This window comes from Streptomyces sp. CB02009, assembly GCF_001905825.1.
In the GTDB taxonomy this organism is placed as follows: Bacteria; Actinomycetota; Actinomycetes; order Streptomycetales; family Streptomycetaceae; genus Streptomyces.
Genome location: NZ_LIVV01000001.1, coordinates 960,527 through 985,986, shown reverse-complemented (window position 1 = coordinate 985,986; position 25,460 = coordinate 960,527). Strand labels below are relative to the sequence as shown.

23 protein-coding genes are annotated in these 25,460 nt (G+C 72.7%); 8 read left to right on the top strand and 15 right to left on the bottom strand.

The features are described 5' to 3' along the window. Window positions 1-96 precede the first annotated feature (96 nt). On the top strand, window positions 97-1,296 hold the full coding sequence (locus tag AMK27_RS04400) for a S8 family peptidase (RefSeq protein ID WP_073902670.1): 1,200 nt from the start codon (window positions 97-99) through the stop codon (window positions 1,294-1,296). A 115-nt stretch (window positions 1,297-1,411) separates the two neighbouring features. Further along, window positions 1,412-2,206, top strand: coding sequence for a YqjF family protein (locus AMK27_RS04395; protein ID WP_073902669.1), 795 nt, complete (start codon window positions 1,412-1,414; stop codon window positions 2,204-2,206). A gap of 22 nt (window positions 2,207-2,228) precedes the next feature. Here the strand turns inward: AMK27_RS04395 and AMK27_RS04390 are convergent, their stop codons facing one another. The 15 genes from AMK27_RS04390 to AMK27_RS04320 all read right to left on the bottom strand — a co-directional run bounded on the left by AMK27_RS04390 (window position 2,229) and on the right by AMK27_RS04320 (window position 18,178). Beyond that, on the bottom strand, window positions 2,229-2,687 hold the full coding sequence (locus AMK27_RS04390) for an SRPBCC family protein (RefSeq protein ID WP_073902668.1): 459 nt from the start codon (window positions 2,685-2,687) through the stop codon (window positions 2,229-2,231). A gap of 110 nt (window positions 2,688-2,797) precedes the next feature. Further along, the gene (locus tag AMK27_RS04385; protein ID WP_073902667.1) at window positions 2,798-3,709 is read right to left on the bottom strand and encodes an amidohydrolase family protein; all 912 of its coding nucleotides are present in this window, start codon (window positions 3,707-3,709) and stop codon (window positions 2,798-2,800) included. Continuing rightward, window positions 3,697-4,008 carry an L-rhamnose mutarotase gene (locus AMK27_RS04380; RefSeq protein WP_073902666.1) on the bottom strand — a complete coding sequence of 104 codons (312 nt, stop codon included), beginning with the start codon at window positions 4,006-4,008 and terminating at the stop codon, window positions 3,697-3,699. The genes AMK27_RS04385 and AMK27_RS04380 overlap by 13 nt, the downstream gene beginning before the upstream one ends. Then, window positions 4,005-5,150 (bottom strand): aldo/keto reductase, encoded by a 1,146-nt coding sequence (locus tag AMK27_RS04375; RefSeq protein WP_079188186.1) that lies wholly within the window; start codon window positions 5,148-5,150, stop codon window positions 4,005-4,007. Before AMK27_RS04375 ends, AMK27_RS04380 begins: the two co-directional genes overlap by 4 nt. Next, complete coding sequence (locus AMK27_RS04370) at window positions 5,147-5,908, bottom strand: SDR family NAD(P)-dependent oxidoreductase (RefSeq protein WP_073902665.1); 762 nt, start codon at window positions 5,906-5,908, stop codon at window positions 5,147-5,149. The genes AMK27_RS04375 and AMK27_RS04370 overlap by 4 nt, the downstream gene beginning before the upstream one ends. After that, window positions 5,905-7,233: an enolase C-terminal domain-like protein gene (locus AMK27_RS04365; RefSeq protein WP_073903931.1), complete on the bottom strand. Its 1,329-nt coding sequence runs from the start codon at window positions 7,231-7,233 to the stop codon at window positions 5,905-5,907. Before AMK27_RS04365 ends, AMK27_RS04370 begins: the two co-directional genes overlap by 4 nt. Window positions 7,234-7,593: 360 nt before the next feature. Beyond that, window positions 7,594-8,265 (bottom strand): FadR/GntR family transcriptional regulator, encoded by a 672-nt coding sequence (locus AMK27_RS04360; protein ID WP_073902664.1) that lies wholly within the window; start codon window positions 8,263-8,265, stop codon window positions 7,594-7,596. Window positions 8,266-8,371: 106 nt separating this feature from the next. Then, a complete protein-coding gene (locus AMK27_RS04355) occupies window positions 8,372-9,832 on the bottom strand; it encodes a polysaccharide lyase 6 family protein (protein ID WP_073902663.1) in 1,461 nt (486 codons plus the stop codon). 62 nt (window positions 9,833-9,894) lie between these two features. After that, a complete protein-coding gene (locus AMK27_RS04350; protein ID WP_073902662.1) occupies window positions 9,895-11,226 on the bottom strand; it encodes an alpha-L-fucosidase in 1,332 nt (443 codons plus the stop codon). 93 nt (window positions 11,227-11,319) lie between these two features. Then, window positions 11,320-12,588: an enolase C-terminal domain-like protein gene (locus AMK27_RS04345; protein ID WP_073902661.1), complete on the bottom strand. Its 1,269-nt coding sequence runs from the start codon at window positions 12,586-12,588 to the stop codon at window positions 11,320-11,322. After that, window positions 12,585-13,616, bottom strand: coding sequence for a 5-dehydro-4-deoxyglucarate dehydratase (locus AMK27_RS04340; protein ID WP_206745433.1), 1,032 nt, complete (start codon window positions 13,614-13,616; stop codon window positions 12,585-12,587). Before AMK27_RS04340 ends, AMK27_RS04345 begins: the two co-directional genes overlap by 4 nt. Window positions 13,617-13,648: 32 nt before the next feature. Continuing rightward, complete coding sequence (locus tag AMK27_RS04335) at window positions 13,649-14,515, bottom strand: carbohydrate ABC transporter permease (RefSeq protein ID WP_073902660.1); 867 nt, start codon at window positions 14,513-14,515, stop codon at window positions 13,649-13,651. Beyond that, window positions 14,512-15,507 carry a carbohydrate ABC transporter permease gene (locus AMK27_RS04330; RefSeq protein WP_073902659.1) on the bottom strand — a complete coding sequence of 332 codons (996 nt, stop codon included), beginning with the start codon at window positions 15,505-15,507 and terminating at the stop codon, window positions 14,512-14,514. The genes AMK27_RS04335 and AMK27_RS04330 overlap by 4 nt, the downstream gene beginning before the upstream one ends. Further along, complete coding sequence (locus tag AMK27_RS04325; protein ID WP_073902658.1) at window positions 15,504-16,829, bottom strand: sugar ABC transporter substrate-binding protein; 1,326 nt, start codon at window positions 16,827-16,829, stop codon at window positions 15,504-15,506. Before AMK27_RS04325 ends, AMK27_RS04330 begins: the two co-directional genes overlap by 4 nt. A gap of 338 nt (window positions 16,830-17,167) precedes the next feature. Next, window positions 17,168-18,178 carry a hydroxyacid dehydrogenase gene (locus tag AMK27_RS04320; RefSeq protein WP_073902657.1) on the bottom strand — a complete coding sequence of 337 codons (1,011 nt, stop codon included), beginning with the start codon at window positions 18,176-18,178 and terminating at the stop codon, window positions 17,168-17,170. Window positions 18,179-18,330: 152 nt separating this feature from the next. Between AMK27_RS04320 and AMK27_RS04315 the strand changes: the two genes are divergently transcribed. From AMK27_RS04315 to AMK27_RS04290, 6 genes are all read left to right on the top strand, one after another. Continuing rightward, window positions 18,331-19,191, top strand: coding sequence for a fumarylacetoacetate hydrolase family protein (locus AMK27_RS04315; RefSeq protein ID WP_073902656.1), 861 nt, complete (start codon window positions 18,331-18,333; stop codon window positions 19,189-19,191). 12 nt (window positions 19,192-19,203) lie between these two features. Then, on the top strand, window positions 19,204-19,815 hold the full coding sequence (locus AMK27_RS04310; RefSeq protein WP_073902655.1) for an SGNH/GDSL hydrolase family protein: 612 nt from the start codon (window positions 19,204-19,206) through the stop codon (window positions 19,813-19,815). Window positions 19,816-20,105: 290 nt separating this feature from the next. Beyond that, on the top strand, window positions 20,106-20,807 hold the full coding sequence (thpR, locus tag AMK27_RS04305; RefSeq protein ID WP_079188185.1) for an RNA 2',3'-cyclic phosphodiesterase: 702 nt from the start codon (window positions 20,106-20,108) through the stop codon (window positions 20,805-20,807). A gap of 37 nt (window positions 20,808-20,844) precedes the next feature. Then, a complete protein-coding gene (locus AMK27_RS04300; RefSeq protein WP_073902654.1) occupies window positions 20,845-21,537 on the top strand; it encodes a VOC family protein in 693 nt (230 codons plus the stop codon). Window positions 21,538-21,714: 177 nt separating this feature from the next. Next, a complete protein-coding gene (bla, locus tag AMK27_RS04295; RefSeq protein WP_107425468.1) occupies window positions 21,715-22,632 on the top strand; it encodes a class A beta-lactamase in 918 nt (305 codons plus the stop codon). Window positions 22,633-23,090: 458 nt separating this feature from the next. Next, entirely contained in the window at window positions 23,091-25,292 is a 2,202-nt protein-coding gene (locus AMK27_RS04290; protein ID WP_445194831.1) for an NAD-binding protein, read from the top strand. The last annotated feature ends 168 nt before the right edge of the window (window positions 25,293-25,460 follow it).

Below are 25,460 nucleotides of genomic sequence, written 5' to 3'. Positions count from 1 at the left end.
CCCCTGGTTCGCTCTTGATTTGCTCCTGCCAACCCGAACAGGCTTCTCTCGAACGTTTGACGCCCCACACGTCAACACGAGGAGAGATCCACTTTCATGGCAACTCACAAGCGATCCCACGGACTTCGCAACGCGGCCATAGCCACGGGTACCGCGGCCGCCGCAGCGGCAGCGCTGTTCGCGGGCAACTTCGCCGGGGCCTCCACCCCCGCCGTGGGCACCGTCCACGGACTCGGCGCCCCGGGCGCCGTCGACGGCAGCTTCATCGTCATCCTCGACGCCTCCGCCGACAAGGGGGACCTCGCCAAGAAGTACGGCGGCAAGCTCGTCCGCTCCTACGGCTCCGAGGTCAACGGCTTCTCGGCGTCCGGCCTGTCCGTCGACGAGGCCAAGCGCCTCGCCGCCGACCCGTCGGTCGGGACCGTCGTGCAGAACAAGCGGTTCAGCATCAAGGAGACCCAGGAACAGCCCCCGTCCTGGGGCCTGGACCGGATCGACCAGGCCGACACGGCCGGCGACCAGAAGTACAGCTACCCCGACAACGGCGGGGAGGGCGTGACCGCGTACGTCATCGACACCGGCGTCCGGATCTCGCACCAGGACTTCGGCGGCCGGGCGACCCACGGCTTCGACGCCGTGGACAACGACGAGACCGCCGACGACGGCAACGGCCACGGCACCCACGTGGCGGGCACCATCGCCGGCACCGCCCACGGAGTCGCCAAGAAGGCCAAGGTCGTGGCCGTCCGCGTGCTCGACGACAACGGCTCCGGCACCACCGAGCAGGTCGTCGCCGGCATCGACTGGGTGACCAAGCACCACTCCGGTCCCTCGGTCGCGAACATGAGCCTCGGCGGCGGCGCCGACGAGGCCCTCGACGCGGCGGTCCAGCGGGCCATCGCCTCCGGTGTGACCTTCGCGGTGGCCGCCGGCAACGAGTCCTCCGACGCCGGCCAGGGCTCGCCCTCCCGGGTGCCGGAGGCGCTCACCGTCGCGTCCAGCACCAAGGACGACCAGCAGTCGGACTTCTCGAACTTCGGCTCGGTGGTCGACCTGTACGCGCCCGGCTCGGACATCACCTCGGCCTGGAACGACAGCGACACCGGCGTCAAGACGATCTCCGGCACCTCGATGGCCAGCCCGCACGTGGCGGGTGCCGCGGCCCTCTACCTGGCGGCCAACCCCTCGGCGACGCCGGCCGACACGGCCGCCGCGCTGACCGGGGCGGCCACCGCGGACGCCATCAAGAACCCGTCCTCCGGCACCGCGAACAAGCTCCTCAAGGTGACGCCGTAACAGCACGCGCACGACGCATCGGGGCCGGGCCCGTCCCCGATGAGCGGTGAAGAGGTGGCCCTCCACACACCCGTGGAGGGCCACCTCCGTCCGTTCCGTGCCCGATACTGCAGGCATGCCGCAGCCGCCGCCCGCCGCGCTCCCCGAGCCGATATCGGCCGACCCGCCGCACCGCCCGGACCTCACCCTGCTCACCCAGTCCTGGCTCGACCTGGCGTTCCTGCACTGGGCCGCGGACCCCGCCGACGTGGCCCCGCTCCTCCCCGCGGGCACCGTGCCCGACACCCACGACGGCGTCACCTACGTGGGCCTGGTCGCCTTCCGGATGCACCGGGTCGGCTGGCTCCGGCTCCCCGGGATCCCCTATCTCGGAACCTTCCCCGAGACCAACGTCCGGCTCTACTCCGTGGACGCCCAGGGGCGCCGCGGCGTCGTCTTCCGCTCGCTGGACGCCTCGCGCCTGATCCCGGTGACCGTCGGCCGGTGGGCGTTCCGGATCCCGTACGTCTGGTCCAGGATGAGCGTCCGGAACGACGGTTCCACCGTCACGTACACCAGCAGCCGCCGCTGGCCCGGCCCGCGGGGCGCGCGCAGCGCGATCAGTGTGGAGATCGGCGAGCGGGTGGCGGAGCCCACCGCGCTGGAGCACTTCCTGACCGCCCGCTGGGGCATGCACAGCTCGTACCGCGGCCGGCCGCTCTACCTCCCGAACACCCACCCGCGGTGGCCGCTGCACCGCGCCCGGCTGCTCGACTGCGACGAGACGCTGCTCACCGCGGCCGGCCTGGAGCAGCCGTCCGGTCCGCCCGTGAGCGTGCTCTACTCGCCGGGCGTGCCGGTCCGCTTCAGCGCCCCGCCGCGGGGGCCGCGGAGCGTGACGGTCCCGCGCCCCAGGGACGGGGACGGCTGACCCGGGCAGGACGCTCGCGGTCTCAGCGCGGGGCGATCCCCGCCTCCGCCGCGGCCTTGATCCGGGCACCGAACCCGGGGGCGTCCTTGCGGGCGGCCGAGAGGGCCAGGCCGGCGAGGAGCTTGCCCACGCCGTGGCCTTCGAGGACGTTGTAGATCCGGACCTGGGTCCGGCCGTCGGTGAGCGGCTCCAGGTCGTAGCCGCCCTCACTCGCCGTGATGAGGTTCTTCGACACCTCGGCCCAGCGGATCTTCACGGGCGCTTCGAGGGCGGTGATGCGGAACTCCCGCGCGGTCTTCATCCCGGCGTCCTTGACGGTGCTCCGGAAGACGGTGCCCACGGCGGTCGGGGCGTCCGGGACCCGCTCGATCCTCTGCACCCGGGGGCTGAACTCCGGATCGTTGCGTCCGTCGGCGAGAAAGGCGAAGACGTCCTCCACCGGCCGGTCGACCTCGAACGTCGCTTCGAACTGTCCTGTCATGGGCACCCCAGATCGGTCGAGCGGCGCCGCCCCGGTGCGCGCCTGCGCCTGCGGCGACGAGGCGTTCACCCTCGCCGTAGCACCGCGACGGTCGTAGCGGCATCACGACCCTACGTGACCGCCACCGGAGCCGCCCGGCGAGCGAGGCGCTCCCCCAGGCGGTAGGTCTCCACGGCCGTGCCGCCGAGGACCGCCGCCCGCTCGCCGGGGCTCAGTGCCTCCGTGAGCTCCCCCGCGGTCTCCAGAGTCCGTCCGTACGACGCCGCGAGCGTGCACACCGGCCAGTCCGATCCGTACATCAGACGGCTCGGGCCGAACGCGTCGAGCAGGACGTCGGCGTACGGCCGCAGGTCCCGCGTGGTCCAGCCGTGCCAGTCGGCCTCGGTGTGCAGTCCGGAGAGCTTGCCGGCGGTGTGGGGCAGCGCGGCGAAGGCCCGCAGGTGGGCGGCCCAGGGTTCGAGCCCTCCGCTCGCGACGGGCGGTTTCGCCCCGTGGTCGAGGACGAAGGTCAGCTGCGGCAGGTCTCTCGCGGCCCTCGTCGCGGCCGGCAGCTGGTGCGGGAGGATCACCAGGTCGTACGCGAGCCCGGCATCGGCCACCGCGGTGAGGCCGCGGCGGACGTCGGGACGGAGCAGCCAGCCGGGGTCAGGTTCCGACTGGACCTGGTGGCGGATGCCCACGAGGTGCTCGCCGCCCGGCTGGGCGCGCAGCGCGGCCAGGGTGTCGGCGATGCCGGGCGATGTGAGGTCCGTCCAGCCGACGACGCCGGCGATCAGGTCGCTGTCGCGGGCGGTGGCGAGCATCTCGGGTGTCTCGTCGGCGACGGTGACCGTCTGGACGAGGACGGTGGCCGCCACCCCCGCGGGAACGGTCTCGGCCCGCAGGTCCCGCTCCGTGAAGGTACGGCGCAGGGGCGCGAGGGCGGAGCCGGTGATCCAGTCCTGGTCGCGTACGGACAGGTCCCAGAGGTGGTGGTGGGCGTCGACGACGAGCGGGCCGCGGGGAGTGCTCACAGGTGCCACACCACGGGCAGCGCCGCGTCCGCTCCGTCGCCGGAGTAGTCGTGGGCGACCTCGAGGAGTTCGGCCATCCTGGCCTGCCACGCGACGTTGACCGGAAGGGTCTCGAGTTCGGCCAGGAGGCGGGCGTAGTCCTCGCAGTCGATCAGATGGAAGAGGTCGGTGCCGCTGCGCCAGATCGTCCAGGACGTGCAGCCGGCTGCCCTGATCGCGCGGGTCAGCTCGACGGGGACCTCGCGGTGCGCCTCCTCGTACGCGGCGACGCGGTCCGCGCGGACCCGGGTGTGCAGAGCCAGTCTCATGGGTTCGCTCCAGGGGTGTCGTGCTCTCGGCGCAGCTCTGCCCAGAGGGCCTCGGGTATCTCGAGGGCGAGCATGTCGGCGGCGTCCTCGGCCTCCGCGGCGCTGCGCAGGCCGAGGAGGACGCCCGCCACGGCGGGATGCCCGAGCGGGAAGCGGGCCGCCGCGGCCCTCAGGGGGACTCCGTGGCGCGCGCAGATCTCCCGCAGCCCGAGCGCCCTGGCCAGGGTCCGCGGCGGGGCCGCCGCGTAGTCGTACGTGGCGCCGGGACGCGGATCGGCGAGGAGGCCGGAGTTGAACACTCCTCCGGCGACGACCGACGCGCCACGGCGCCGCGCGGCCGGCAGCAGTTCGGCGAGGCCGCTCCGGTCGAGCAGGGTGTAGCGGCCGGCGAGCAGGACGACGTCGATGTCGGTCTCGGTGACGAAGCGGGTGGGGATGGAGGTCTGGTTCATGCCGACGCCGACGGCCCGGACGACGCCCTCGGCCCGCAGTCGTTCCAGCGCGGGGTACGCCTCGCGCAGCGCCTGGTCGGCGTGGTCGTCGGGGTCGTGCAGGTACACGATGTCGACGCGGTCGAGCCCGAGGCGCTCCAGGCTCTCCTCCAGGCCGCGCCGGATGCCGTCCGCACCGAAGTCCCAGACCCTGCGGTGCGCGGCGGGGACCGCGAAGCCGTGGGCGAGGTCGTCGCCGGTCGCGCCGGGATCGGGGACGAGGAGGCGGCCGACCTTGGTCGAGACGGTGTACGTGTCCCGGGGCCGGTCCCGGAGGAAGGCGCCGAGGCGGCGCTCGGACAGGCCGAGGCCGTAGTGGGGCGCGGTGTCGAAGGAGCGGATGCCGCGGTCCCAGGCGGTCGCGAGGGTCTTGTCGGCGTCCTCGTCGGTGACGGTGCTGTAGAGGTTGCCGATGCCGGCCGCGCCGAAGGCGAGGCGGGTCGTCCAGGCGGTGCTCCGGCCGAGGGGGACGCGGGTGAGGGGGGCGGGGCCGGCGCCGCGCCCGTCCGGGGCGGGGCCGCCTTCGGCACGTCCCTCCCGGACCCGTCCGTCCGGGGCGCGTTCGCTCGGCGTACGTTCGCCCCGTGTGCGTGCGTCAGTGGCCCCGTCCGAGGGCGCCCGTTCGCCCCTGGCCTTCCTGTCCGTGCTCATGTGCCCGCCGGCCGGAGTCGGAGTCCCGCCATGCCGCCGTCGACGGCGAGGGCGGTGCCCGTCACCGACGCCGCCGCCGGGGACGCGAGGTAGACGACGGCCGCCGCGACCTCGTCGGCGCTCACGAGCCGGCCCGTGGGCTGGCGGGCGCCGAGTGCCGCGCGCTCGGCCTCCGGGTCCGCCGCCGCGTCGAGCAGCCGGGCGACCCACGGGGTGTCCACGGTCCCGGGGTTGACGCAGTTGACCCGGATGCCCTCCCGGACGTGGTCGGCGGCCATGGCGAGGGTCAGGGAGAGGACCGCCCCCTTGCTCGCGGAGTACAGGGCCCGCTGGGGCAGGCCCGCGGTGGCGGCGATGGAGCAGATGTTGACGACGGCGGGGTGTTCCGAGCGGCGCAGATGCGGCAGCGCGGCACGGGTGGTGCGGACGACGCCGAGGAGGTTGACGTCGAGGACGGTGTGCCACTGGTCGTCGGGGTTGTCCTCGACGGTGCCCGCGGCGCCGATGCCGGCGTTGTTGACGAGGATGTCGATTCCGCCCAGCGCGGCGGCGGCCGCCGCGACGGCCTCGCGTACCGAGGTGTCGTCGGCGACGTCCGCGCGGAGGGCGGTGATTGTGTCGGGGGTGCCCGCCGGGTCGAGGTCGAGGACGGCGACGGCGGCGCCCTGCGCGTCGAGGAGGCGGGCGACGGCGTGTCCGATGCCGGAGGCGCCGCCGGTGACGACGGCGCGGAGGCCGGCGAGCGGGTAGGCGTTCACGCGGTCACCTCCACGGCCGCTTCGCCGGCGAGCGCTTCCGCCAGGTCGGCGGCCCAGAAGGTGCCGTGGGGGTAGACGAAGGTGGCGAGGGAGGCCTCGTGCATGTCGGCCGAGAACCCGGGGGCCAGGGGGGCCGTGTAGGCGCCGTCGCGTATGACGGCCGGGTGGGCGAAGTGCTCGTGCAGATGGTCGACGAACTCGATGACCCGGTCCTGGGTGGTTCCGCTGAGCGCCACGAAGTCGAACATCGCGAGGTGCTGGACCAGTTCGCACAGTCCGACCCCGCCGGCGTGCGGGCAGACGGGTACCCCGAACTTGGCGGCGAGGAGCAGGATGGCGAGGTTCTCGTTCACGCCGCCGACCCGGGCCGCGTCGAGTTGGACGATGTCGACGGCGTTCGCCTGGAGGAGCTGCTTGAACACGATGCGGTTCTGCACGTGCTCGCCCGTGGCCACCTTGACGGGGGCGACGGCGGCCCGCACGCGCGCGTGTCCGAGGATGTCGTCCGGGCTGGTCGGCTCCTCGATCCAGTAGGGGTCGAACTCGGCGAGCGCCCGGGTCCACTCGATGGCCTCGGTGACGTTCCACCGCTGGTTGGCGTCGACGGCCAGCCGGACGTCCGCGCCGACGGCGGCGCGGGCGGCGCGGCAGCGGCGGACGTCGTCCGCGAGGTCGGCGCCGACCTTCAGCTTGATCTGGGTGAAGCCCGCCGCGACCGCTTCCTCGGCGAGTCGGGTCAGTTTCTCGTCGGAGTAGCCGAGCCAGCCGGGCGAGGTGGTGTAGGCGGGGTAGCCCTGGGCACGCAGGACGTTCTCGCGCTCGGCGCGCCCGTCCTTTCCGCGCCTGAGGAGGTCCAGGGCCTCCTCGGGGGTGAGGGCGTCGGTGATGTAGCGGAAGTCGACCTGCGAGACGAGCCATTCGGGGTCGGCGTCGGCGAGCAGCTTCCACAGCGGCTTCCGCTGCCTCTTGGCGGCCAGGTCCCACACGGCGTTGACCACGGCCCCGACGGCCATGTGCATGACGCCCTTCTCGGGCCCGAGCCAGCGGAGCTGGCTGTCGCCGATGAGTGCCCGGCTGACGAGGCCGGGGTCGGCGCAGAGGTCCTCCACGGACCGGCCGATGACGTGGGGGCGCAGTGCTTCGATCGCGGCGACCTGGACATCGTTGCCCCGTCCGATGGTGAAGGTGAAGCCGTGTCCCGTGGGACCGTCGGGCTCGTTCGTCCGCAGGACGAGGTAGGCCGCGGAGTAATCGGGGTCCGGGTTCATCGCGTCGGATCCGTCGAGTTGGCGGGAGGTCGGGAAACGGATGTCGTAGGTGTCCATCGCGATGACCCGCGTGATGTCAGTGGACAACGGGGTTCCTTTCACACCTGGGCTGCCTGCTCGGTGTTCGGCTTCGTCTGCCCGAACGACGCGGAGCGGCCCCAACCATCAGCACAGATCGGGTGATTGGCCTGTTGAGCGAGAACGATACGGCGCGCGCGAGAGGTCAGGCAAGTAGACATCGGATGTTTCTCGGGACTTGAGCAGGCGGCATGAGGGGCATGGCGAGCGGCCCCGCGCACCCCGCGATCGGCACCCCGCGAACGGAATGCCGACAGGGGCGGGCGCCCCTCGGGGGGAGCGCCCGCCCTCGTCTGCGTCAGTGCCGGCCGAGGCGGAGGGAGCGGCCGGAACGGCGGGTCACAGCACGCTGTCGAGCCAGCGGACGACGTTGGAGATGTGGATCGTCGCCCAGGCCTCCGCCGTCCGCGCGTCCCGGGCGGCGAGCGCGTCCAGGATCGCCCGGTGCTCCGCCAGGGTCCGGGCCACGGCCGTCTCCTCGGTGATGCCCCGCCACAGCCGCGCCCGTACAGTGGCTCCCGAGATGCTGTCGAGGAGCGAGCACAGCAGTGGAATCCCGGAGGCCGCGGCGATCCTTCGGTGGAACTCCAGGTCGCTGGCGACGAGTTCGTCCAGGCTCGGGGCCTCGCCGAGCCGGTCGAGGAGCTCTCCGAGTTCCCTGATCTCGTCCTCGGGGATGCGCTCCGCCGCCATCGCGGTCGCCGCCGGCTCCAGGATGCCCCGTACCTTCAGGGCCTGGAGCGCCTGGTCGTCCTGGTGGAAGTCCAGGACGAACGACACCGCTTCGAGCAGCAGCGGCGGTTCGAGGCTGGAGACGTACGTCCCGTCGCCCTGCCGCACGTCGAGGATGTTCAGGAGGGACAGGGCCTTCACCGCCTCGCGCAGGGAGTTGCGCGACAGGCCCAGCGCGGCGGCGAGGTCGGCCTCCTTGGGCAGCCGGTCGCCCGGGCGGAGCGCGCCGGAGACGATCATCTCCTTGATCTTGCCGATCGCCTCGTCCGTGACTGCCAAGGCGTCCTCCTGTGCAAGGCCAAATACATCGGATGTGTCTGCTGGGCGTCACCTTACTGCAGGGTCCGCGCCCCTCCCCCGCTCCCCTTCTCCGCTCCCCTCTCCGTCAGGGGGCGTTGGGACCCACGTCCGCCGGGGTCAGCGGCCGGCGGACCGGCGTCGCCGTCGCGTACTCGTCGGCACCCACGTCGCGCACACCGCCCCGCGCGTCCCCGTCGATGTCATGGGTGACGGGCGCGGGGGACAGCGTGGCCGCGCCGATCGCCCGGCTCGTGCTCGACAGGCGGTACACCCCGTCGGAGCCCCGTACCAGGCGGGGATCGGCCCGCAGGAAGCCGCCGGCGGGGATGTTCCCGTCGGCCGCCGCGCCGAACAGGATGTTGCTCTGCCAGGTGAAGCGGACCGTCGTCGCCATCTCGACCAGGCTGCCGGTCTGGCCGACGAGCAGGTTGTCGGCGACGGTGACGTCGCGGGGCTCGTGCGGGCGGTGGCTCTCGCCCGACAGCGCGCCGCCCGCGTTGTCGAGGAGGGTGTTGTGGGCGATGAGGACGCGGTCGGGTGCGTCGTTGCCCCGGCGCGCCTCGGCCGATTCGCCGGGGACGTGGTCGCGTTCCGTTCCGCTGCCGATGACCATCGCCCGCCCGCTCAGGCCGGCCAGGTAGTTGTTGACGACGACGTGGTCGTTGCCGTAGATCCGCACGCCCTCCTCGCCGCCGATGAGGTAGTTGCTGTCGACGCGGGTGCGGTTGCCGTGGCGCAGGACGATGCCGCCGAGGCTGTCGCGGATCGTGTTGTAGCGGATGACGTTGTCGGAGCTCTTGACGGAGATGGCCTCGGGGTCGCCGTCGGCCCGCTCGAACAGGTTGTACTCGACGAGGGCGTGCGCGCTGGACAGGGCGCGGGGGCTGACGCCGAGGCGGATCGGCTCGCCACCGTTGGCGCCGGAGAAGGTGTGGTCGGAGAAGTGGTTGCGGTGGATGTGCACGCCCTGGGCCATGGCCTCGCTGCCCGCGCCCTCGACGCCGAGGAAGATGCCGAGCGTGGTCTTGCCGTGGAAGTGGTTGCGGTCGATCACCGCCTCGTCGCCGCGCACCATGACCCAGTGCAGGCCCTCGATGTCCGCGAGCTGGAAGTCGTTGCGGGTGAGCCGGATGTACGTGCAGGTCGGCGGGATCTCCAGGGTGGTGCTCTGGCGGAAGGAGAAGCCGCTCACGGTCACGTTGCTGGACGCGTCGAAGACGAAGCTCCGCTCGCCGCGCAGGACCACGCCTCCCCGTGACGCGGCGACGACGGTGATCGGCGCGGTACGGGAGCCGTTCTTGCCGGTGACGGTGAGGGGCTTGGCGGCGGGGACGGTGTAGGTGCCGTTCGCGACGACGATGCGGGTGCCGGGTCCCGCGGCGTCGATCGCGTCCTGGAGGTCGTCCAGGGAGCCGACGTCGACCGTCGGGCCCAGGGGGCGCGCGGGCTTGCACCGCGCGGCGTTCGCGTGCGCGGGGACGGCGAGGGGCAGGACGGCCGCTGCCGCGCCCACCGCGGTGCCGGTGAGGAACGTGCGTCGTTGCATGGTGCCTCCGTGATCGGTCGGACGAGTCGGACGAGTCGGATCAGTGGTACGCGTACGGCCCGTCACGTCGAGGCGCCGGACCCGGACGGGTCCGTCAGGTGCAGCTCGATGACGGGCAGGGGTGTGTCGGGCCGCCGCACCGGCAGCCGGAGCGTGAGGGTGCCGGCCGGCTGGGCGCCCATCTGGGTGTTCATCGCCGGGCGGTCGGGGTCGAGGGGCTCCTGGACGATCTCCGAGGCGTCGTTCAGGAGCTGGGCGTACCGCACCCGGCCCGCGAGACCGGGCAGGTGCAGATGGCGCAGCGGCCAGGAGAAGAGGTGGACGTACAGCCGGTCGCCGCGCTGGGTGTACCGGCAGTCGGCGGGCGGGGTGTACGGGGAGGGTCCGCAGCCGCGGAGGGACCGTTCGTGCAGGTCGGTCCAGCGGCCGATCTCGGCCAGGACGGCGGTGTCACGCGGGTCGAGGTCGCCCCGGCCGGTGGGGCCGACGTTCAGCAGCAGGTTGCCGCCCTTGGAGACGCCGTCCACGAGCATCCGGATCAGGAGCTCGGGGCTCTTGTGGTCGAGGTTGTCGCGGTCGTAGCCCCAGCTTCCGTTGAGGGTCTGGCACGCCTCCCACAGGACGGGGCGGCCGTCGAGGGTCATCGGGGCGGACGGCTGGTACTGCTCGGGCGTGACGAAGTCCCCGGGGAGGCCGGACCGGTCGTTGACCAGGATGTGCGGCTGGAGCTCGCGGACCATCGCCATGAGCCGCGGGGAGTCCCAGTCGTCGGGGCCTTTGCCTCCCCACCATTCGCGGCCCGCGTAGGAGAAGTCGAAGAAGAGGTAGTCGACGCGTCCGTACTCGGTGAGCAGTTCGCGGACCTGGCCGTGCAGGTACTCCTGGTACTCCCGGATGTCGCGGTCGGCCGCCGCGGCCTTGAACTCCTCGTCGTCGCGCCGCGGGTGCGTGCCGTCGACGGGGAACGACGGGTGGTGCCAGTCGATCAGGGAGTGGTAGAAGCCGACCTTGAGTCCTTCGGCGCGGCAGGCCTCGACGAAGGGTCCGACCAGGTCGCGGCCGTGGGGTGTCTTCGTCACCTTGTAGTCGGTGAGCCGGCTGTCCCAGAGGCAGAAGCCGTCGTGGTGCTTGGTGGTCAGGACGACGTAGCGCATGCCGGCGGCCTTCGCCGTCCGCGCCCAAAGGGCCGGATCGTAGCGGTCGGGGTCGAAGTGGTCGAAGTACACCTGGTACTGCTCGTCCGTCATCCTCTCCCGGGTCTTCACCCATTCGTGGCGGGCGGCGAGGGAGTAGAGGCCCCAGTGGACGAACATGCCGAAGCGGTCGTGGGTGAACCAGGTCGTGTCGGGCGAGGGGGCCGCCGGGAGGTCGGCGTCGGCACCGGTGGAGGTCATGGGGCATCGTTCCTGTGCGGTGGGGAGGGGCGGGGTGGGGCGGCGGCTCAGTGTCAGGCCGGTTCCGGCGCCGTCAGGCCGGTTCCGGCGCCGTCAGGCCGGTTCGTGGACGTCCTCGCGGAGTCGTACGCCGGGGGCGACGCGGTTCAGGTAGCCGGTGTCGTCGCGGCGGGTCAGGCCGCACGCCAGGTACTGCTCGTGCAGCCGGTCCAGTGCGTCGCGGTCGAGCTCGACGCCGAGTCCGGGTGTGCGCGGGACGGTGATCGCGCCGTCGGCGAAGCTCCACGGTGCGGTGACGACGTCGTCGTCGGGCCGCTTCCAGGGCCAGTGGGTGTCGAGGTCGTGGGTGAGGGCGGGGGTGGCGGCGGCGAGGTGGACCATCGCGGCGAGGCTGATCCCGAGGTGGGAGTTGGAGTGCATGGACATCCCGATGCCGAAGTGGTGGCAGGCGGTCGCCAGCTGCTGGGTGGCCTTGAGGCCGCCCCAGAAGTGGTGGTCGCCGAGCAGGACGCCGACGGCCCGGGCGGGGACCGCCTCGGTCAGGTGCTCCCAGGTGACCACGCACATGTTGGTGGCGAGGGGCATCGGGGCGGTCCTGGCGAGGTCCGCCATGGCGGGGATGCCGGCGACCGGGTCCTCCAGGTACTCCAGTACTCCCGCGAGTTCGCCGGCCACCCGGGCGGCGGTCTCCGGGTCCCAGCTCGCGTTGGGGTCGAGGCGGAGCGGATGGTCCGGGAACGCCTCGCGCAGGGCGCGGATCGCGGCGACCTCGTCGTCCGGAGGGAGGACGCCGCCCTTGAGCTTGAACGAGCGGAAGCCGAAGCGGTCCGCCAGGAGCCGGGCCTGCGCCACGAGTCCGGCCGGGTCGAGGGCCGGTCCCCAGGCGTCCGGCTCGTGGCCGGGGTGCGCGGCCCACTTCGCGAACAGGTAGCCGCAGAAGTCGACACGGTCGCGGGTGGCACCGCCGAGGAGGTCGGACACGGGCCTGCCGAGGTGCTTGCCCTGGAGGTCGTGGCAGGCCACCTCGAACGGCGAGGTGACGCTCGCGACCGTCTTGGCCGCGCCGCCGTCACCGATGAGGCCGTGGGCGTCGCGCGCCACCCGGCCGCCGACGATCGCGCCGACCCTGCGGGAGAGCTCGTTGAGGTCGAAGGGGTCGAGGCCGGGCAGGTCGTCGGCGACGGCGCCGAGCAGTTCGAGGTGGGCGGCGTCCCCGTAACTCTCGCCCAGGCCGTACGCGCCGGTGTCGGTCCTGACCTCCACCACCGCGCGCAGGGCGTACGGCTCGTGGACGCCGACGGCGTTGAGCAGCGGCGGGTCGGCGAAGGCGACGGGGGTGACGACGACGGAGGTGACCTTCACGGGGCGACCGCCACGGCCGGGGCGACCACGGCGGGGGCCGCGGGAGCACCCTGGCCGGGGGTGCGTACGGCGCCGGCTCCTTCCGCCGCGGCGGACGCGGCGCCGCCGCCCGTCGTCTCGGCCAGGGCACGCCTGCCCTGGGCCAGGAGGTCCTTCAGCTGCTCGACGTGATCGGGTGCCGCGTCCACCAGCGGGGCCCGGACGTGTCCGACGTCGAGTCCGCGCAGGCGGGCTCCGGCCTTGACGAGGGAGACGGCGTAGCCGGGGACCTGGTCGCGGAGCGCGGTCAGCGGCAGGTAGAAGTCGGCGAGGAGCCGGTCGGTGGTGGCGGTGTCGCCGGCCGTCAGGGCCGTGTGGAAGGCGCGGGCGATGTCGGGGGCGAAGCAGAGGACGGCGGACGAGTAGTCACGGATGCCGATGGCACGGCAGGCGGTCGCGCTGACCTCTGCGGTGGGCAGCCCGTTGAGGAAGGCGAAGGTCCCGGCGCGGGCGTGGCCGCTGGTGCGTACGGCGGTGACCGTGCGGGCCATCGAGTCCAGGTCGCCGTCGCCCTCCTTGATCCCGGCGACCTGGGGCACGTCGAGGAGCCGGAGGGCGGTGGTCACGCCGATTCTGGCGAGGCCGCGCCGGTAGACGAGGACGGGGAGGCGTCCGGCGCCGGCGACGGACTCGACGTACGCGAGATAGCCGTCCTCGGTGCCGCCGACGAGGTACGGGGGCAGCAGCAGGATCCCGTCGGCGCCCGCGTCCGAGGCGGCGGCGACGGCCGCCCTGGCGTTGCCGAGGCCTCCCCCGGCGCCGGCGAAGACGGGCACGCGGCCGGCGACGACGCGTACGGCGTGCCGGACGAGCTCGGCGTACTCGGGGGCGCTGAGCGAGGAGTACTCCCCCGTGCCGCAGGCGACGAACAGCGCGGCGGGGCCGTGGGCGAGCTGGTCCTCGACGTGGTCGGTGAACACGTGGGTGTCCACCTCGTCGGCGGGGGTGAACGGCGTGAGCGGGAAGGACATCAGGCCGGACGGGATCACGGGTGGGGGTCCTTTCTGAGGGGTCGGCCGGGTCAGCCCTTGAGGGCGCCGCTGGACAGGCCGTGGACGAACGAGCGCTGGAAGAAGAGGAAGACGATGACGGACGGCAGCAGGGCGAGCAGCGACGCGGCCATCACCACGCCGGGGGTGACGAGGGGGTCGACCCGGAGCGTGCGCAGGGCGAGCGGCAGGGTGTACGAGGAGGAGTCGGTGGCCACGAGCAGGGGCAGCAGGTACTGGTCCCAGATCATGGTGAAGCCGAAGACTCCGATGACGCCGAGGGCGGGCCTGCACATGGGGAGGATGATCTGCGCGAAGATCCGCAGGTCTCCGGCGCCGTCGATGCGCGCCGCCTCCTCCAGCTCCTTCGGTACCTCCTTCATGAACTCGGTCATGACGAGGATGGAGAACGCCCAGGCGCCGACGGGCACGATCATGCCGGCGAGGGAGCCGATCAGATTGATGTGGACGACCGGCAGGTCGGCGAGGATCACGGAGAGCGGGATGGCCAGGATCTCCTCGGGCAGCATCAGCGTGGCCAGGATCGCGACGAACGCGAGGGTCATGCCGCGGAACCGCTTCCTGGCGAGGGCGTAGCCCGCGAGCACGGAGACGGCGACCTGGAGCAGCAGTCCGAAGCCGACGACGAAGAAGGAGTTGAGGAGGTACGTCAGGACGCCCTGGTCGAAGGCGACGGTGAAGTTGTCGACGGTGGGGTCGGAGGGGACGACGCTGAGCTGGGTGGGGTCCTTGACGTGGTTGAAGGCGCTGACGAGCAGGGCGAGCAGCGGTCCCGCGAAGACCACGAGGACGAGGAGGTACGTGAGGACCTTCAGGGCCCGGCCGGCGGCGCTGCGGCTCTCGGTCAGCCCGAGGGCGGTCTCGGTCGGCGCGCTCATGTGGTGTCCCTCCGTCGGAACAGGTGGACGCCGACCGTGAGGAGCAGCGTCGCCAGGAACAGCAGGACGGCTCCGGCGGCGCCGACGCCGAGCCGGTTCTGTTCGAGGCCCAGTTTGTAGATCACGGTCATGACGACTTCGGTCGAGCCGTCGGGACCGCCATTGGTGAGCAGGAAGACCTCGGTGAAGACGCGCAGGCCTCTGATGGCGGCGAGGATGAAGAGGATGGTGAGGACGGCGCGCAGGCCGGGGAGCGTCACGTGGCGGATGCGCTGGAGCCGGGACGCGCCATCGACCTTGGCGGCCTCGTACAGTCCGCGGTCCACCCCGGCGAGTCCCGCGAGGAAGATCATCATGTCGTAGGGGGCTCCCCGCCAGATGCCGGTGAGGATGAGGGAGGCCATCGAGGTGTCGGGGTCGTTGATGAACCCCGACGGACCGAACCCCACGAGTCCGAGGAGGGAGTTGAGCATGCCGTCCTCGGTGGGGTGGTACATGATCCGCCAGAGTTCGGCGACGACGGCGATCGGCACGACGACGGGGAGGAAGGCGGCCGAGCGGACGAAGCCGAGCTTGCGGCCCTGGCCTTCCATGAGGAGGGCGAGGGTGAGGCCGAGGAGCATCGAGCCGGCGGTCTGGCCGACGGCGAGGACGACGGTGTGCCAGGCGGCCTCGCGGAAGCCGTCCGAGGAGAGCACGGTGGCGTAGTTCTCGCCGCCGACCCACCGGTTGCCCAGGTAGGGCCGGACTTCCTGGAAGGACATGGTCAGCGCGCTGGCCATGGGGATGAACTTGAAGTAGAGGAAGAGGATCAGGGCCGGGGCGAGGAAGAGCCAGGGAGTCCACCATCGGCCGCCGCGGCGGTTCCTCACCCGGCGGGAGACGGACGGCTCGCCTCCTCCTCGCGCGGTCGGCGCGGGCCCGCTCCGCGCGGGCGGGGTGGAGCCGGCCGCCGGTGCGGCGGCCGTCTTCACCTGGTCGAGGCTCGTCATCCGGCGATTCCCTGCTCCTGGAGGATCCCGGCGAGCTTGGTGTCGAGTTCCCGCAGCTTCTCGCCGAGGTCGAGGGAGCAGTCGGCCATCAGCGCGTTGACGGTCTCGGCGGTGGTCTGCCGTACCGGGGTCCAGTTGGGGATGGAGGGGGCGTAGCGCCCGGAAGAGCGGTAGACGTCGGCGTACGTCTTCCAGCGGGGGTCGGGGCGTACCTCGGTGACGTCGACCGTCTTGTTCACGGGGAGCTGGACGGTGGAGCCGTCGGCGCCCTCCATGCCGAGTTTCTGGCCCTCGGCGGAGATGGCGTATCCGGCGAACGCGTCCTGTCCGGCGCGGTTCTCCGAACCGGCCATGAGGTAGACGGAGCCGCCCTCGGCGAGCACGGTGGCGTCCTTGGGGCCCTTGGGCATGGGGACGACCTCGTACCTGTCCTTGCCGAGGGACTTGTCGAAGCGGGGCATGAGGTAGGGGCCGACGACGAACATGCCGGCCCTGCCCGCCTCGAACGTCTCGTTCGTCGGCGGGGTGTCCATGGTGACGGCACCGGGCTGGACGACCTTCCGCTCGCAGCCGAGGGCGCGGAACCAGCGCATGGCCTCCGTCGACTCCTTGCTCGTCATCGACGGCTTGTACGTGCCCCGGCCCGTCTCGGTGATGAAGTCCCCGCCGGCGGCCCAGAGGAAGTTGGAGAAGTACCAGGAGGCGTAGCCGCGTTTGGTGGACAGCGGGGCGGCGAGGCCGTAGGTGTCCTGCTTGCCGTTGCCGTCGGGGTCGCGGGTGGTGAAGGCGGTGGCGAGCGCGGCGAGGTCGTCCCAGGTCTTCGGGGCCTCCAGTTTCAGCTTCTCCCGCCAGTCCTTGCGGATGAGGAGGGCGCCGGCCTGGGCGGAGTAGGGGATGCCGTACTGCTTGCCGTCGACGCCCTTGCCGGAGTTCAGGCCCTGCTCGACGAGGTCCCCGCTGCTGTCGATCCTGTTCAGGTCGATCTCCCTGAGGAGCCCCTGGCTCTGCATCGCGCCGAGCTGGGTGACGTCGTTCATGACGATGTCGGGCAACTGCCGCTGGGCGGCGCGCTGCTGCAGCTTCGTCTCGAAGTCGTCGAAGATCGCCGTGACCTTGACCTTGTGCCCGGTGGCCTTCTCGAAGCCTTCGACCAGCCTCAGGGTGGCCTTCTCTCCGGGGCCGCCGGGTGTGGTCCTGGTCCACAGCTCCAGTTCCGCCGTGGCGTCCTGCTTGGCGTCCGCTCCGGCGGGACCGGACGTACAGCTCGTCAGGGCCAACGCCGAGGCGAGAAGACCCGCACCGATCCATCGCGTTCTCTGCATGACAACTCCTGTTCGCCGCCGTCGGCAGCTGGCCTGTAAGCGCTTGCCGGGGACGCTAACGCTCGGCCGAACGAGGGTCAATAGTCCGATGAATGAAAAGAGTTGGAACGATGAAGGCGATGGAGGAGGGGTCCCCGCCGGGACTCTCAACCCCCTGTTGAGCAGTCAGGTAGCGGGAGAGGAAGACGAATCGCTTCTCCTCGAGAGGGGGAGCGCCCCGAGCCGGATTGTTCTGGCATCAGTCAAAGCTCCGATGTCTGAACGACCGCGGGACCCGGGCACGGCGCAGTGATCAGGCCGGGCCGCGCCCCGGTCGACGCCTGCGCCCGAGTCGACACCTACGCCCGGGTCGACGCCTGCGCCGGTGCGACGGCGTGCCGAAGGGGCTCGCCGTGCACCAGCCGCCGCAGTTCGTCGCGTACGAGCTCCCCCAGGCGGGCGCGCTCCCGGCCCATGGCGCCGGCGAGGTGCGGGGTGAGCAGGACGTTCGGCAGCGTGAACAGCGGCGAGTCGGGCTCGGGCGGTTCGGGCCATGTCACGTCGAGCACGGCGGTGAGGTCGGGCCGGTCGCGGAGGGCTTCGATCACCTCCGGCTCGTCCAGCACGGCACCGCGGGCCGTGTTGACCAGGGTCGCGCCCTCGGGAAGGAGCCTCATCAGCCTCCCGCCCACGAGCCCTTCGGTCGCGGGCAGGAGGGGGGCGTGGACGCTCACGACGTCGCAGGTGGCGAACAGCTCGTCGATTCCCACCAGTCGAGCACCCAGTTCCGCGGCGGCGGAGGGGTCGATCACCGGGTCGCAGGCGAGCACCTCGACACCGAAGGGCTTGAGGTGCCGGGCGACGAGCCGGCCGATCTCGCCCAGCCCGAGCAGGCCCACGCGGGAGCCGTACCCGCCGGACACCCGCGGGTCGTGCGGGAAGCGACGGGTGACCGCCACCTCGCGACCGAGTCGGTGGACCTGCTTCAGACCGAGCAGGATCTGGCCGAGGCTGAACTCGGCGACCGGGACGGCGTTGGCCGCGGCGGCGGAGACGATGGGGATGCCGCGCGCCCAGAACTCGGGCGGCGTGAGGTGCCGGACCGAACCGGCCGCCACCAGCACCGCGTTCAGCCTCGGTGCACGGGAGAGCAGCGCCGCGTCGAGCACCGGGGCTCCCCAGCCGGTGAGCAGCACGTCGACCCCTTCCAGCACCCCGGGGTCCCGGAGCAGGGCGTCGCGGGTGAGGGCCGGGGCACGCCAGCGCCCCAGGCGTCCGATGTCCTCCAGGACGTGCGCCGGATAGACATCGGCCCTGCGCTCCTCCTCCATGACCAGTAGGACATCGGGCGTGGTTGTCGCAGCTGCCATCGGCTCGGCCTCCTGGGGCGTGGCGGTTTCGGCGGGCCACACGATACATCGGAGGACAATCCTGATCCGGTCGAAAGACTGGACAAAAGTGCGGGCGATTGCTTGCATTCCACAGTCGATACATCCGATGTCTATCGTGAGGGATGGCTGGCATGCGTGTGCTGAGGGTCGGGGAAGCGGGGACGGAGCGCCTCGCGGTCCTGGACGGAGCCGGTGGGCTGCTCGATGCCTCCGGCATCGCCGACGACATCGACCACCGCTCGCTCGCCGACGGAGTGCTCGACCGGATCGCCGAGGCAGTGGCGGCGGGGGCCCTGCCGGCCATGGACCGTCCGGCCGACCGCGTACGCGTCGGAGCGCCGGTCGCACGGCCCGGGAAGGTCGTCTGCATCGGCCTCAACTACCGTGACCACGCGGAGGAGACGGGAGCCGAGCTCCCCGCCGAACCCGTGGTCTTCATGAAGGACCCGTGGACGGTGTCGGGGCCGTACGACGAGGTGCTGATCCCGCGGGGCAGCGTGAAGACCGACTACGAGGTCGAGTTGGCCGTGGTGATCGGCAGGACCGCCCGGTACCTGGAGAGCGACGAGGACGCCCTCGCGTGCGTCGCCGGGTACGCCGTATCGCACGACGTCTCCGAGCGCGCGTTCCAACTGGAGCGCGGCGGCCAGTGGGACAAGGGGAAGAGCTGCGAGACGTTCAACCCGCTGGGCCCGTGGCTCGTCACTCCGGACGAGGTCCCCGACCCGCAGAAGCTCTCGCTCCGGCTGACGGTGAACGGCGTCGAGCGTCAGCAGGGCTCGACCGCGGACATGGTGTTCCCCGTCGCCGAGATCATCCGCTACCTCAGCCGGTTCATGGTCCTGCACCCCGGGGACGTCATCAACACCGGCACCCCGGCCGGCGTGGCCCTCGGCCGGCCCGAGCCCCGGCCGTACCTGCGGCACGGAGATGTGGTCGAGTGCGGGATCGACGGCCTCGGCACCATGCGCCAGACCTTCCGCCAGGCCTGAGAGGAGACGCGCATGCGGTTCACCCGGGACCACCGGCTGCTCTTCATCGGTGACTCCGTCACCGACGCCGGCCGCGACCACGAGGACCCCGCGTCCCTCGGCGACGGCTACGTACGCATGATCGCCGAGGCCCTGCCCTCCCCCGCCACCGTCGTCAACATGGGCGTCAACGGCCATCGGGTCCACGACCTGGAGGCACGCTGGGCCTCCGACGTCCTCGCCCTCGCCCCCTCCGTCGTCACCGTCCTGATCGGCATCAACGACACCTGGCGCCGCTACGACCGCGGACTCCTCAGCCCTGTAACGGAGTTCGAGGCGTCCCTCGACCGCGTCCTCACCCTCGCCGAGGAGAAGTGCGCCGCCCGGCTGTTCGTCATGACGCCGTTCCTGCTCCCGGCCCGCCCCGAGCAGGAGACATGGTTCGAGGACCTCGCACCCCGCACCGACGCCGTCCTGCGCACGGCGACCGCGCACGGCGCGACGGTGGTCCGCACGGACCTGGAACTGGCGCGCGCCGCGGAGGTGTACGGCGCGGCGGCGGTCGCCCCGGACGGGGTCCATCCGAGCCCGCTCGGCCACCGCGTCATCGCGCGCGCGTGGCTGGCGGCGGCCACGACGGGGTGAGAAGGCGCCGACGGGCGCGGTCAGCGTCGACGCGCGGTCCACGCCACGGGCGCCTTGGGCCTGCCCGGGAACGGTGCCCCGGCCGTCGCCCGGCGTCTCGTCGGCACCCTGTTCGTTGCGCTGACGGCCGGGTCCCCGCAGCGGGGGGCGCGGGGACACGGCGTACCCTCACATCGGGCACGGACACGGGCACGGGCACCGGCCACGGACACGGGCACCGGCCACGCCGGGCGCAGGACAAGCAGGACAAGCAGGGCGAGCACGTCGGTAGGCCGAGCAGGGAACGGATCATGACTCAGGCACGGGGGCAGGGCACGGAGCCCGCTGGGGACGAGCGGGACCGGGATCAGGACCCTGGCCAGGACCGGAGTTCCGACCAGGACCGGAGTCCCGACCAGGACTCGAGTCCGGACCGGGACCGGGACCGGGCGGCGACGGTTCGCGTCTTCATCGCCCTCGCCCCGCCCGACGAGGCGAAGGACGAGCTGGAGGCGGCGCTCCGCCCCGCGTACGACGCGTACCCCCGGATGCGCTGGAACCGCATCGAGGACTGGCACATCACGCTGGCGTTCCTCGGCGAGCTGCCGGTCGGGGCCGTGCCGCCGCTCCGGCCGCCGCTCGCGGACCTCGCGGCCTCGCGCGGGCCCGTGGAACTGGCGCTGCGCGGCGGCGGGCACTTCGACGAGCGGGTGCTGTGGAGCGGGATCGACGGGGACGTCGACGGACTGCAGCGGCTCGCCACCGACGTGCGGAGGATGGTCAAGGAGTGCGGCATCCCCTTCGAGGACCGGCCGCTGCGCCCCCATCTGACGCTGGCCCGCGCCCGCCGCGACGACCGGTCGAGCGTGGTGGACGTGGCCGCCGGACTCGCCGGCTTCACCGGTCGCCCCTGGCGGACCGAACGGCTCCACCTGGTGGCCAGCGACTTCGGCCGGGGCCCGGGGCCCATCCGGTACCGCGACATCGAGGCCTGGACGTTCGACGGGCGGTGATCCCGCCCCGGTCCCCCCGGCTGGGAGGATGCCCGGCATGGAGACGACACTGAACGGCCCGCGCGCCTCGGCCGCGGTCGGGGACTCGGGTTGGCGCTATCTGCTGGGCGGCCTCCGCACGGCCGTCCCCGTCGGCTCGATGGCGCAGGCGGCCGACGTCGCCGCGCTCGCGGTCGGCGCGTGCGGTGACGACGCCGACGGGCATCTGGCCCTCGACATCCGGCCCGGGCGCGTGCTGCTGATCCTCCAGTCCGCCGAGCACGCGGCCGTCACCACCCTGGACGTCGACCTCGCGCGCCGGGTGTCCGCTGCCGTGGGCGGGCTGGGGCTGCGCACCGAGCCCGAGATCGCGACGGGGGCGCCGCGGTCGGTGCAGCTCCTGGAGATCGCGATCGACGCGCTCGACATCGCCGCGATCCGGCCGTTCTGGAAGACGCTCCTCGGGTACGTGGACGAGCCGGGCCACGAGGAACCCACCGCGGCCCTCGTGGATCCCCACCGGCAGGGCCCGGCGGTGTGGTTCCAGCAGATGGACGTTCCGCGCCCGCAGCGCAACCGCGTCCACTTCGACCTCTGCGTCCCGCACGACGAGGCGCTGCGGAGGATCGACGCCGCGCTGGCGGCGGGCGGCCGCCTCGTCTCCGCGGACCGGGCCCCGGCCTTCTGGGTCCTGGCCGACCGCGAGGGCAACGAGGTCTGCGTCACGACGTGGCAGGGACGGGACGGCTGACAGCGCCGCGGGCGCCCGCGGGCAGCCGCGGCGGCCCGTCTCCCGCCGCCTCTCGGCGCCCGAGGTCCGTGACCGTCCGTGCCCGCTCCCCGAAGCCCCGTCCGCGCACGTCGAAACCGGTCGGGGGTGCGCCTGCGTGTTTCCCTGTGCAGTGATCGCTCCGGAAAGGGAAACACCGTGTCCATCACAGGTTTCAGCCCGTCCCGTCGCAGTGTGCTCGGCCTCGGTGCGGGTGCCGCGCTCGCCGTCGCGTTACCGCTCGGCGGGATGGCGTACGCCTCCGCACCCGGCGGCGAGGACCTCCTCGCCCGGCTCCGGGAGCTGGAGGAACGGCACTCCGCGCGGCTCGGGGTGTTCGCGCACGACGTACGGTCCGGGCGCTCCGTGGCGTACCGCGCGGACGAGCACTTCCCGATGTGCTCGGTCTTCAAGACCTTCGCCGTCGCAGCCGTGCTGCGCGACCTCGACCGCGACGGCTCCTTCCTCGCGCGTCGGATCCGCTACACGGCGGCGGACGTCGAGCGGTCCGGCTGGTCCCCGAAGACGGAGCTGCCCGAGAACCTCGCCCACGGGATGACCGTCGCCGAGCTGTGCGACGCCACGCTGCGCTTCAGCGACAACACCGCCGCCAACCTGCTCCTGCGCGAGCTGGGCGGTCCGACCGCCGTCACCCGGTTCGCCCGGTCGATCGGCGACCGTACGACCCGGCTGGACCGCTGGGAGCCCGAGCTGAACTCGGCGGAGCCGTGGCGCCGGACCGACACCACGACGCCGCGCGCCGCCGGACGCAGCTACGGACGTCTCCTCCTCGGCGACGCGCTCCCGGTCGAGGACCGGGAGCGGCTCACGGCGTGGATGCTCGGGAACACCACCAGCGGTGAGCGGTTCCGCAAGGGGCTGCCCGCCGACTGGATCCTCGCCGACAAGACCGGCGGCGGCCGCTACGGCGGCAACAACGACGCGGGCGTCACCTGGCCGCCGGACGGAGGCCCGATCGTGCTCACCGTCCTGACCACGCGTTTCGTGGAGGACGCGGCGCCCGTCGATCCGCTGGTGGCCGACGCCGCCGCGCTGGTGGCGGCGGAGCTCCGCTGATCGGGAAAAGGCGCGCGATAAATCGCTTGAGCGTCGCCGCGGGCTTTCCTAGGCTGTGGTCACACGCTGAAAGGAGGTGATCCGAGAACATGGTTTCTTTTCGGATTCGTGAGGTGACTGCGGGCTAACGGCCTGCCGTCGCACTCTGTGCACCTCGGCAGGTCGTCTGCCGAAAACCACGCAGTCACCCGACCCGTGGGCCGCCGGTAATCCGGCCGGCTCCCGTCCGAACTCGAGCGGACGGGACCAAGGCCCACGGGTCGTCTGCGTGTCCCGGGCCGCGCCACGCCGTCTCCACGGATACGTCAAGGCGCCTGATTGACACGGAAGTTGGGTGTCAGCACCCATGCCGGGGTGAGTGTCCGGCTGAAAGGCTGGGAGCGGCTCCGCCGAGGCGGACCGGAACCACCAGCTGGACTCGGACCGGGACCGGGTCGGCATCCGGACGAGAGGCGACCATGACCGCCGTACCGCGTCAGGTCACCCGTCGGGAGACCGGTGCGAGCACACGGCCCGCGGGGCCGCGCACGCCCCAGGACGGGCACATGGTCGTGTGCGGGGACGACGCCCTCGCGCACCGCATCGCCGCTGAGCTGGCCGGGGTCTACCGGCAGGACGTCGTCCTCGTCGCACCCGCCGGAAGCGGACCCGACACCGCCGGGCCCCGTGTGCGCGTCCAGCACGCCGACCGGACGCCACCGGACGAGGCGACCCTCGTGGCGGCGGGCGTACGCCGGGCCCAGGCACTGGCGCTGCTGTACGAGGACGACGAGGTCAACATGCGGGCCGCGTTCCTGGCCCGTCGGCTCCATCCGCGCATCCGCCTGGTCCTCCGGATGTACAACCGCAACCTCGGCAGACGGATGGCCGAGCTCCTCGACCAGGCCAGCGACCAGACCGAGGACCCGACGGCGGCCGGCTCCGGACCCGGGACCGGGCAGGGGCACAGGGACGGGCACGGGGAAGGACCCGGGCACGGGCACGGGCCCCGCGACGGGCACGGCGAAGGACCGGGGAACGGGCACCGCGACGGGCGCAGGCATGGGCAAGGACCCGGTCACGGGCACGACGCCACCACGATCGTCCTGTCCGACGCGGACACCGCCGCGCCGGCGCTCGCCGCCACCGCCGTCACCGGAACCCGCAAGATCGTCCAGGCCGACGGGCTGCTGCTCCGCGCCGTCGAGCGGGCCCCCGCCGAGCAGAGCGCCGACGCGGCACGCCTCCCCGCCGAGAACGACGACGCGGCCCGCCCCGGCCTCGTCACCCTCGCCCTGCTGTCGTCGACGACGCGCGACCCGGCGGGCGCGGACGGTTCCGACCGCAGCGGGCGGCTCGCGCCCCGGCTGCTGCCCGACGACGCCGAGGTCCGCGCGGCGGCCGGGCACGGCACCGTCGTCCTGGAGGCCGTCACCCACGAACCGGCCCTCCCCAGGCGTCGGGAGAGCCGGGGCGCCTCGCCCCGCGAGCTGCTGTCACCCCGGGTGCGCTGGGCGCTCGCCGGCGTCTGCGCGGCGGTCGTGGCGCTCGCCGTCACGTCCTCGGTCACCACCGGGGACCACCTGCTGCACGCCGCGTACCTCACCCTGCTCGACCTGTTCGCGATCGGCGACCCCGCCGTCGGCGAACCCACCGCCCGCCAGATCCTCCAGATCCTGGCCGGTCTCCTCGGCCTCGTCCTGCTGCCGCTGCTGATCGCGGGGTCCCTGGAGGCCCTCGGCGCCTACCGCAGCGCCGCCGCCCTCCGCCGCCCGCCTCGCGGCCTCGCCGGCCATGTCGTCCTCCTGGGCCTGGGCCGCGTCGGCACCCGCGTCCTGGTCCGACTGCACGAGCTCGGCGTACCCGTGGTGTGCGTGGAGGACGACCCCGAGGCCCGGGGCATCGCCCACGCCCGCACCCTGCGCGTACCGGTCGTCCTCGGCGACGTCACGCAGGAAGGGGTCCTGGAGGCGGCGAAGATCCACCGGGCCCGCGCCCTGCTCGCCCTGACCAGCGCCGACACGACGAATCTGGAGGCCGCGCTGTACGCGCGGACACTCAACCCGGACGTCCTCGTGGCCCTGCGCCTGTACGACGACGACTTCGCGTCCACCGTCTACCGCACGCTGCGCGCGGCGCATCCCGACGCGCTCACCCGCAGCCGGAGCGTGTCGACGCTCGCCGCACCCGCCTTCGCCACGGCGATGATGGGCCGCCAGATCCTCGGGGCGATCGCCGTCGAACGCCGGGTGCTCGTGTTCGCGGCCCTCGACATCGCGGGCCGGCCGCAGCTGGCGGGCAGAACCGTCGCGGAGGCGTTCCGCCCGGGTGCGTGGCGCGTCCTCGCCCTTGACACCAGCGGTCCGGACCCGGCGGATCCGACGGAGTCATCGGCCGTTCGGGGCGCCCAGGGCGGTCCGGAGCGGAGCACCCGTTCGTCCGCCGCCGACGAGCCGTCCGGGCTGGTCTGGGACCTCCACCCCGGCTACGTGCTCCACCCCGGCGACCGCGTCGTCGTGGCGGCCACCCGCGCGGGCCTGGCCGAACTGCTCGGCCGGGCGGAAGCGACGGCGGAGGCGACGGCTACGGCTACGGCTACGGCTACGGCTACGGCTACGGCTACGGCTACGGCTACGGGGCGGACGCCCGCCGGGGCGCCGCCGTCACCCCCGGGCCCCTGAACAACGCGCACCACCCGGCGCCTCGCACACTCGGCCCGCCCGGCCGAGGTCGGCTCGCCGGGTCGCATGCCGCCCCGCCCACCTACTCGCCGTGAGCGAACTCGGCGCGCAACCCTGTCTGGAACCTTGCCCTTTGCAAGCTCTACATGATCATATTCAGGCCTTTGT